Raw genomic sequence first — 8,444 nt, forward strand, 5'->3', positions numbered from 1 at the left:
ATCTTTCGGGAAAGCATGGGCTGCTTTGCCGTGAACGGCGCACCGGCATTGCCTGGAACATACTGACAATAAAGGTAAAACAAGGCTGGCCGATTGAATGAGAGTTAACTGAATTGATAACGGAGGCGTAATGGAGGTTAAAGTTACCCGGGTATCTGAACCAGGAACCCGGCCCAAGGATGAGAACCTGGGATTTGGTACGGTGTTTACCGACCATATGTTTATCATGGATTATGAAAAGGATAAGGGATGGTTCAATGCCCGCATTGAACCCTACGGCAATTTTTCCATGTCGCCGGCAAGCATGGTGCTGCATTACGGGCAGGCCGTATTTGAGGGTCTGAAAGCCTATAAAACAGAGGGAGGAAAAATTCAGCTCTACAGGGCCCGTGATAATTTTGCCCGCATGAACCGTTCCAGCCAGGGCCTTTGCATTCCTGAAATTGATATCGATTTTGTCATGGAGGCGCTTAAAAAATTGCTCAAGATTGAGCAGGCCTGGATTCCCGAAACCATGGGAACATCTTTATACATCCGGCCTACCATCGTGGCAACCGACCCATTCCTTGGCGTCAGGGCATCCTATACATACAGGTTTTTTATCATTCTCTCCCCTGTGGGATCATACTATGCCCAGGGTCTGCAGCCTGTCAAAATCTGGGTCTGCGAGGACCATGTCAGGGCTGTACGCGGCGGTGTCGGTGAATTCAAAACCCCGGGTAACTATGCAGCCAGTCTTCTGGCCGGGGAAAAGGCCAAAAAAGAAGGATATAATCAGGTGCTGTGGCTGGACGGTATAGAACTCAAATATATTGAAGAAGTCGGGGCTATGAACATTTTCTTTCTTATCAATGACGAACTGGTTACCCCAATGCTGAACGGCAGCATCCTGCCCGGCATTACCCGGTTTTCAGTTATTGATCTGGCCAAAAAGTGGGGCATGAAAGTCAGTGAGCGCAAGATCAGCATTGATGAGGTTCTTGCGGCTTTTGATAATGGAACTTTGCAGGAAGTGTTTGGCTCTGGCACCGCTGCTGTTGTTTCCCCTGTGGGAGAGATCCGCTATAAAGACCGGGTCATTAATATCGGCGATGGTAAGCCCGGTGAGACATGCATGAAATTTTATAATGCCCTGACCGCCATTCAGTACGGAAAAGCCGAAGATACCGAAGGCTGGATTGAAGTTGTAGAGTAAATGGACCTTGTGCGTTTTTTAGTCCATCGGCGCTGAACGAACGCTCAGTCAGACATGGAGGGCGCTGAACGAACGCTCAGTCAGACATGGAGTTTGATTACCCTCAAACTATTGGAGATCGTATGGCTAAAAAAAAGGAAGTCACCCACGTAGGCGTCCGGATCAGGCATGCCAGGCTGGATAAAAAAATCAGCCTGGACGCCATGGCCAATGAAACCGGGCTGTCAAAAGATACCATCAAGAAAATCGAGAGCGGAGAGCAGCGTCCTTCGGTGGGAACGTTGCTCCAGCTCTCACGCACCCTTCAACTGGATTCAGGCTATCTGCTCAAGGAGCCGGATGATTCCATGGAAGCCAGGGCCGATGCCTATACCAAACGCACGGATCATTATGCGTATACGTCCTTGTCATTCGGCGCTGAAAACAACCATTTAAAGGCATTCCGCGTCGTGGTAGAAGCGGGTTCAAGCCATGAAGGGGTTGGTTTTCAGCACGAGGGCGAGGAGTTTGCCTATGTGCTGGACGGGGCAGTTGAAATCCAGGTGGGGGATCATATTAATACCTTGAAAACAGGAGAGTCCCTTCATTTCAATTCAGGGATCAAGCATGACCTGCGCAATATCGGTGATAATGATGCCGAATTGATTGTGGTGATCTATGCGCCTTGAATCTGTTTGTTGAAAAAGGAGATACCATGTTATTCAAGTTAACTGATGAACAGGTGATGATCCAGAATATGGTGCGTGAATTTTCGCGCAAAGTGGTTGCCCCCACTGCTGCTGAACGGGATAAAACCAAGGCGTTCCCCGCAGAAAATTTCAAACAGATGGGGGAGCTTGGACTGATGGGTATGATGATACCCGAAGCGTACGGCGGAGAAGCCGCAGATGCGGTTTCCTATGTGCTGGCCCTGTCCGAGATCGCATATTCCTGCGCCTCCACTTCCGTGGTGATGTCGGTCCAGAATTCCATTGTGTGCGAATCCCTCAACAAGTTCGGCACAGAAGAACAAAAGCAGGAATTTCTCGTGCCCCTGGCATCCGGGGAGATCCTCGGGGCCTTTGCCCTGACCGAACCCGATGCCGGGTCTGATCCAGTGAGCCAAGCGACCACAGCCGTAAAGAATGGCGATGGTTACGTGATTAACGGCACCAAGCGTTTTATCACTTCCGGGGAAAATAGTTCAGTGGTTCTTGTCACCGCCAAAACGGATGAAACCCAGGGACATAGGGGCATATCCTGTTTTATTGTACCCAAGACAACACCCGGTCTCATCGTGGGGCATCATGAAGACAAGATGGGGCTGCGGGCATCGGACACCACGGACCTGATTTTTGAGGATTGCCGGGTGCCGGCCGCCAATATCCTGGGCAAAGAAGGGGATGGATTTAAAATTGCCATGTCCGGCCTGGACAGCGGCAGGATAGGTATTGCAGCCCAGTCCCTTGGCGTGGCCCAGGCTGCCTTTGATGCCGCAATCAAGTATGCCCGGGGCCGCAAGCAGTTCGGGGTGGCCATCACCAAACACCAGGCCATTCGGTTTCAAATTGCGGATATGGCCACAAAGATAGAGGCTGCCCGGCAGTTGACTCTTTCTGCGGCCTCCATGAAGGACCGGGGGGAAAGATTCACCCGGGAAGCCTCCATGGCCAAATTGTTTGCCTCTGAAATGGTGCAGGAAATCACGGCCCGGGCCATCCAGATCCACGGAGGATACGGGTTTACCAAAGATTACGCGGTGGAACGGTTTTACCGGGACGCCCGGGTATTTACCATCTACGAAGGCACCAGCGAAATTCAGCGTATTGTCATTTCAAATGCCGTACTCAAGGATAAGCGAAACCCATAATATTAAAATTTATGAAATTTATGAGCCCTGAGCAAAGGCGGGAAAAAGGCTTTAAAAGCGCTTTTTCCCGCCTTTGATGTTTTTTGGGGAACTGTTAGGGTTATGCCTGGGCAGCAGCCACGCCCCTGTCAAACGCATCCATGTTCAAGGGAATAATTTTTGCTTTAGCGGCAAATTCTTCCTTGACGCATTTTTTCAAAAGATCCAGATCCACCAGTTTGCTTTTGGCTGCAAATGCGGCCAGGGCAACGATGTTGGCGGCCCTGACAGATCCGGCCTCAATGGCAATATCATTGACCGGTACCACCAGCTCGACCACATCCTTGCGCTGGCTTCTGACCGGGATCAGTGATGAGTTAATAAATACAATCCCCCCGGGTTTAATGGAGTCGTCGAATTTTTCCAGGGAAGGGCGGTTCATGGCCACAAGGTGAGTGGGGCTTTTTATAATGGGTGATCCAATGAGCTTGTCACTGATCACAACGGTGCAATATGCGGTGCCGCCCCGCATTTCAGGTCCGTAGGAAGGGATCCAGGCGACCTGGAATCCCTGCTTCATTGCGGCATAGGCCAGCAGCTTGGCGCTGAGAAGAATGCCCTGGCCGCCGAATCCTGCAAATTTAATTTCTGTCTGCATGGGTGTCTCCCAATCTTTTTAGGCGTATTCAGGGGTTTTGTAATCGCCCAGTTCATAGTAAGGCAGCAAGGTTTCTTCGGCCCATTTCAAGGCATTGATCGGCGTCATACCCCAATTGGTGGGACAGGTGGAGACCACCTCCACAAAGCTGAAACAGGTGTTGTCCATCTGGTATTGGAATGCCTTTTTAATTGCTTTTTTACATTTGTTCACCATCTGTGGCTTGAGTACGGCCTGCCGGGTGACATAACCCGGGGTCACAATTTCACTCATGAGGTTGGCCATGCGGACGGGCATGCCTGTCTGGGCCGTATCACGGCCGGCAGGGGCTGTGGTGGCCCGCTGGCCCGGCATAGTGGTGGGGGCCATCTGGCCGCCGGTCATGCCGTAAATGGCGTTGTTGATAAAGATGACGGTTATTTTTTCCCCGCGGTTGGCTGCATGAATGATTTCACCCATGCCGATACTGGCAAGGTCCCCGTCCCCCTGGTAGGTGAATACCATGAGATCCGGTCGCACCCGCTTGATGCCGGTTGCCATGGCAGGGGCCCTGCCATGGGCTGCTTCCTGGAAGTCACAGTCAATGTAATCGTAGATCATGACAGCGCATCCCACAGGGGCGATTCCCACGGTGTTTTCCCGGATGCCCAGCTCATCTATGGCCTCGGCCACCAGCCGGTGGACAATGCCGTGGGTGCAGCCGGGACAATAGTGGGTGTAATTGTCTGTTAACGCCTCTGGCTTAGAAAATGCCTTTCCCATTATTTTCTCCTTGACCGGCGTGTTACCCGATCAGCTCTTTTACGATTTCCATGATTTTTTCAGGTGACGGAATTTCACCGCCGCATTCCCCGTAAAATTCCACTGGTTTCTTGCCCATAACGCAGCGCTGGACATCTTCCACCATCTGGCCCATACTCATTTCAATGCTGATAACGCATTTGCAGGTCTCTTTTACTGCGGCATCATGTACCTGTTTTTCAGGGAAGGGAAATAAGGTCTTAGGCCGGAACATGGCGGCTTCAATGCCCTCGGCCTTGAGCATGTCAATGGCGGTGCGGCATACGCGGCTCATGGTGCCGTAGCTTGCGATCAAAATCTGATAGTCCCCGTCGGCATTGTACAGCTCATACTGAACATCTTCCTTTTTCATCTGCTCGTATTTGGCCTTGAGGTTCAGGTTGTGCTGGTTCAATGCTGCAGGGTCCAGGAACAGGGATTTCACCAGGTTTTTCTTTTTGCTCTTCCGGGTGGACATGCCATTGGAGGCCCAGTCATCCTTATTGGTGGGTTCTGTTTTCAGATCATCAGGAAATTCCACCGGTTCCATCATCTGGCCGATCATGCCGTCGCCCATGACCATGACGGGATTTCTGTATTTTTCAGCCAGGCCAAAGGCCTGCATGGTCATTTCCACGGCTTCTTGAACACCGTCCGGTGCCAGGACCAGCAGATGGTAGTCACCGTGGCCGCCGCCCTTGGTTGCCTGGAAATAATCACCCTGGGACGGCAGGATTCCGCCCAGCCCGGGGCCGCCTCTCATGATATTGACAAACACAGCCGGGCACTCAGCTCCGGCAATATAGGAAATTGCTTCACTCATCAGGCTGATGCCCGGAGAAGATGACGTGGTCATGACACGCTCTCCGGCACCCGAGGCCCCGAAAAGCATATACCCGACCGCGACTTCACTTTCGCCCTGGAGAAACACGCCGCCCACTTCAGGCAGGCGTTTGCTCAGATATTCGGCGACTTCCGACTGGGGTGTGATGGGGTATGCAAAATAGTTTAGACAGCCGGCCCTGATGGCGGCTTCGCCGATTGCTTCATTGCCTTTCATTAAGACTTTAGCCATTGTCTTTTGTCCTTGGAAATAAAAATTTAAGCACTTTGTTCTTCAACTATACTGATAGCCACATCCGGACACATGGTACAGCAGATGGCGCAGTAAATGCAGTCCTCTGGTCTGGCCTGAAAGGCCGGGAAATGCCCTTTTGCATTTACCTTGTCGGTGATCTCAAGCACGTTCTTCGGGCAGAAATGCACACAAAGACCGCACCCTTTGCACCTTTCGGCATCGATAATGTGTTTATAGGCCATTGTAAGTATGACTCCTTGGTGTTAATTGCGTGTCCAGGGGAGTGCCAGAAACCGGTCAATGGGCAGGATCGGGCAGAAGATCCGTTCAAGGGCCAGTTGGGGCACAAGCCTGGTGGACGCTGTTATAAATTCAATATTAAGACCGGTGGCTTCGGATACCCGGGTCACCAGATTGTAGCCGTCATAAATGATTTGCGGCGTGGTCTCGTCAAGAAGGTTGGCATTGGAAATCAGGCCTGTGACAGGCAGTTTTGCGGCGGCTTCGATCTGCGCCTTTATTTTAAGGCAGCCTTGGACATCGCAGGTATTGGGGCGCAGGGGATTGATCACCTGCAGCAGTTTGACATGGCTTTTTTCAAGCACATCTGCCAGGGCCGCAAGAACAGTCACGCCCGCAGCATCGCCGCCAGCATCCAGAATGGTCACGTCGGCCGGATTTTTAATCATGTCAGCCACGGCCGGGGTCAGGATGGGCAGGTCTGCATGCATGTATTTTCTGTCCGGCAGCACCACTTCCACCCCGAGATCTTCCAGGGGCTTTTTAGCTTCCCTGCTTCTGAAATAGGGGTTGACCAGGTCCAGATCCGTTATCTTGACGCTTTTGCCCGACTTCCGGGATACGGCTGCCAGGTTGACAGCAGTTTCACTTTTACCGCTGCCGTAATTTCCAGCTATGATAATAATGCCGCTGATGTCGGGTAACATGTCAGTCTTTCCTTAACGGGTTAAAAAAAGTACCCTTAAATAATTACAAACTAATAATTAAATCAAATCAAGCAAGGTTTTTCAATGATATTATTGGGGTGGATTGAAATAGCCGTGGATGAGATGGGCAAATTTCTGGCTCAAGTCTTTTATCAGGTTTGCCATGCCGGTGGGGGAGCCGCCGGGTGCGGCATTTTCCATGATGCGGATATAATGCCGGGGGTCAAAATTAAGGTTGCGCCACTGGATCATGTTGATATCCGTGTCCCGGATAAAATCAAAAAGCGCCTGTTTTTCCCGTTGGCAATCTGTGAATCCCGGGCAGTTCAGGTAGTTGATTGCCACAAAACAGCCTTTGGCCCGGGCCCTTCTGATACTGTCCACAACATCTTCAAAACAATAGGATCTGGGACGGAAATAGGCCGTATAACACGCTTTGCGCACCGAGTTCATACTCACGCGCATGCTGTCCAGGCCTGCCTTGCACAACCGTTCCACCCGGCCGGGCAAACTGGCATTGGAGTTCAGGTTGATGGTGCCCTGACCGGTCTTTTCCCGGATCAGGACAATGGCCTTTTCAATGGCATCTGCCGAGGTTAACGGTTCTCCCTCACATCCCTGGCCAAAACTGACCACGGCCTTTTCAACTTTCAGGATATGTTCCAGGGCCACGCCTGCAATCTCTTCCGGATCAGGGATAAAGGATATTCTGTCCTGGCAGGCGCACAGGTTATTTTCCGTTTGAAGGGAGATGCATCCAAGGCATTGGGCATTGCAGACCACGGAGGTCGGCAGCGGTGCTTCATACCGGCCCAGGAAAAAGTTTTTGCCGGCCGGGCACCCGTATTCCAGGGCACATTTTTCCAGGTGGCGCATGAGCCGGTTGTCCGGATATTTTTTTCTGTATTTGTCCACCCCTTTTTGAACGTCTGCAATGGGCATCAGCCGCAGGTCCTGCCGGGGTTCGTCATCCACCTGAAGGGCCGCGGACCTGAAATTATTTTTCCCAAACCCCAAGGCGCCGTAGGAAAACAGCGGCAGGGGCGTATCCATGCCGGCATCGTCATAGGCGCAGAAATGCAAATTTACATACCCCGGGGAGTTGAATACGCCCACCGGGAAAATGCGCTGGTCAGGCTGGAAGGGATTGGTTTCAAGCCTTTCAAACCGGTCTGTAACAAGGTTGAATACAATGGGGGCTCTGTCGGGCAGCAGCATCAGTTCACTGCCGTGGGGCATGGGACAGGTACCGGATTTTGTCAAAATAAAAAAATCATTTCCGGACATGCCTGCGGCAGCATATCCGTCCAGTTCAAAAATATTGCCGTGTTCATCAGCCACTACAGCCGTGAGCATCTGTTTGTTGATATATGCCATGATGGGCAGGATATACCAGAATGGTGCCGGGATCTCAATAGAAGGTTCCTGCTCCATGTACTGCCCAAAAGGTTGGCTCTCCGATATTTTCCGTGGTTGTAATTTGAGTTTAGTTCGGAAATAATAGTTGATTTTTTATTCACAACAAATGGAACAGTGTCATATGGGGATTGAATTAGATTTAGATCCTCCGGCTCAGTATAGTAATCCTCTTCATCAACGCCGAATTCATCATTGAAGTTTGATATGCACTCAACAAAGGTGAGCATGACATCGACGACAAGGTCAGCATCAGAAATCAATTTCCGGAAGTCCTTTACTGCTTTTTTAGCAACTGATATTCGCGCCTTAGGCATTCCTCTTGCTTTTCCTTCTACAAATTCTTTCTCAATGATATCAATGTATTTTTTGAGGATATCGGAAGTATCGCCATACTGAGATTTATAGTATTCTTTAACTCGACTATCAAGTTTTTAGTATTTGCATGTCGAACCTAATCAATGTTAATCAATGAGCAGAATTAAAAAAGCAACATGACTACTCATAACCATAAAGTTTTTCATCATGTTTTTAACTGACGC

At 50.7% G+C, this 8,444-nt stretch carries 9 protein-coding genes and 1 pseudogene; 3 read left to right on the top strand and 7 right to left on the bottom strand.

Translation table 11 applies throughout. From position 1 onward, the window contains the following. The first annotated feature begins 130 nt into the window (after positions 1-130). The 3 genes from AB7U36_RS13470 (at position 131) to AB7U36_RS13480 (ending at position 3,044) form a co-directional block, all read left to right on the top strand. Positions 131-1,195, top strand: coding sequence for a branched-chain amino acid aminotransferase (locus AB7U36_RS13470; protein ID WP_428160275.1), 1,065 nt, complete (start codon positions 131-133; stop codon positions 1,193-1,195). A gap of 122 nt (positions 1,196-1,317) precedes the next feature. Further along, on the top strand, positions 1,318-1,863 hold the full coding sequence (locus AB7U36_RS13475; RefSeq protein WP_428160276.1) for a helix-turn-helix domain-containing protein: 546 nt from the start codon (positions 1,318-1,320) through the stop codon (positions 1,861-1,863). A gap of 26 nt (positions 1,864-1,889) precedes the next feature. Further along, positions 1,890-3,044, top strand: a complete 1,155-nt coding sequence (locus tag AB7U36_RS13480) for an acyl-CoA dehydrogenase (RefSeq protein ID WP_428160277.1) — start codon at positions 1,890-1,892, stop codon at positions 3,042-3,044. Between the two features lie 100 nt (positions 3,045-3,144). On the opposite strand, the gene AB7U36_RS13485 is transcribed toward AB7U36_RS13480, so the two are convergent. The 7 genes and pseudogenes from AB7U36_RS13485 to AB7U36_RS13515 all read right to left on the bottom strand — a co-directional run. Then, positions 3,145-3,681, bottom strand: coding sequence for a 2-oxoacid:acceptor oxidoreductase family protein (locus AB7U36_RS13485; protein ID WP_428160278.1), 537 nt, complete (start codon positions 3,679-3,681; stop codon positions 3,145-3,147). A gap of 18 nt (positions 3,682-3,699) precedes the next feature. Beyond that, positions 3,700-4,443, bottom strand: a complete 744-nt coding sequence (locus AB7U36_RS13490; protein ID WP_428160279.1) for a thiamine pyrophosphate-dependent enzyme — start codon at positions 4,441-4,443, stop codon at positions 3,700-3,702. A gap of 22 nt (positions 4,444-4,465) precedes the next feature. Further along, positions 4,466-5,536 (bottom strand): 3-methyl-2-oxobutanoate dehydrogenase subunit VorB, encoded by a 1,071-nt coding sequence (gene vorB, locus AB7U36_RS13495; RefSeq protein ID WP_428160280.1) that lies wholly within the window; start codon positions 5,534-5,536, stop codon positions 4,466-4,468. A 26-nt stretch (positions 5,537-5,562) separates the two neighbouring features. After that, complete coding sequence (locus AB7U36_RS13500) at positions 5,563-5,781, bottom strand: 4Fe-4S dicluster domain-containing protein (RefSeq protein ID WP_004070495.1); 219 nt, start codon at positions 5,779-5,781, stop codon at positions 5,563-5,565. Positions 5,782-5,802: 21 nt separating this feature from the next. Further along, positions 5,803-6,486, bottom strand: a complete 684-nt coding sequence (locus AB7U36_RS13505) for a cobalamin biosynthesis protein CbiA (protein ID WP_428160281.1) — start codon at positions 6,484-6,486, stop codon at positions 5,803-5,805. 90 nt (positions 6,487-6,576) lie between these two features. Then, positions 6,577-7,863, bottom strand: coding sequence for a radical SAM protein (locus AB7U36_RS13510; RefSeq protein ID WP_428160282.1), 1,287 nt, complete (start codon positions 7,861-7,863; stop codon positions 6,577-6,579). After that, a pseudogene (locus AB7U36_RS13515) lies at positions 7,827-8,312 on the bottom strand (hypothetical protein); the annotation flags it as partial. The gene AB7U36_RS13510 and the pseudogene AB7U36_RS13515, both read right to left, overlap by 37 nt. Positions 8,313-8,444 lie beyond the last annotated feature (132 nt).

This window comes from Desulfobacter sp., from assembly GCF_050177295.1.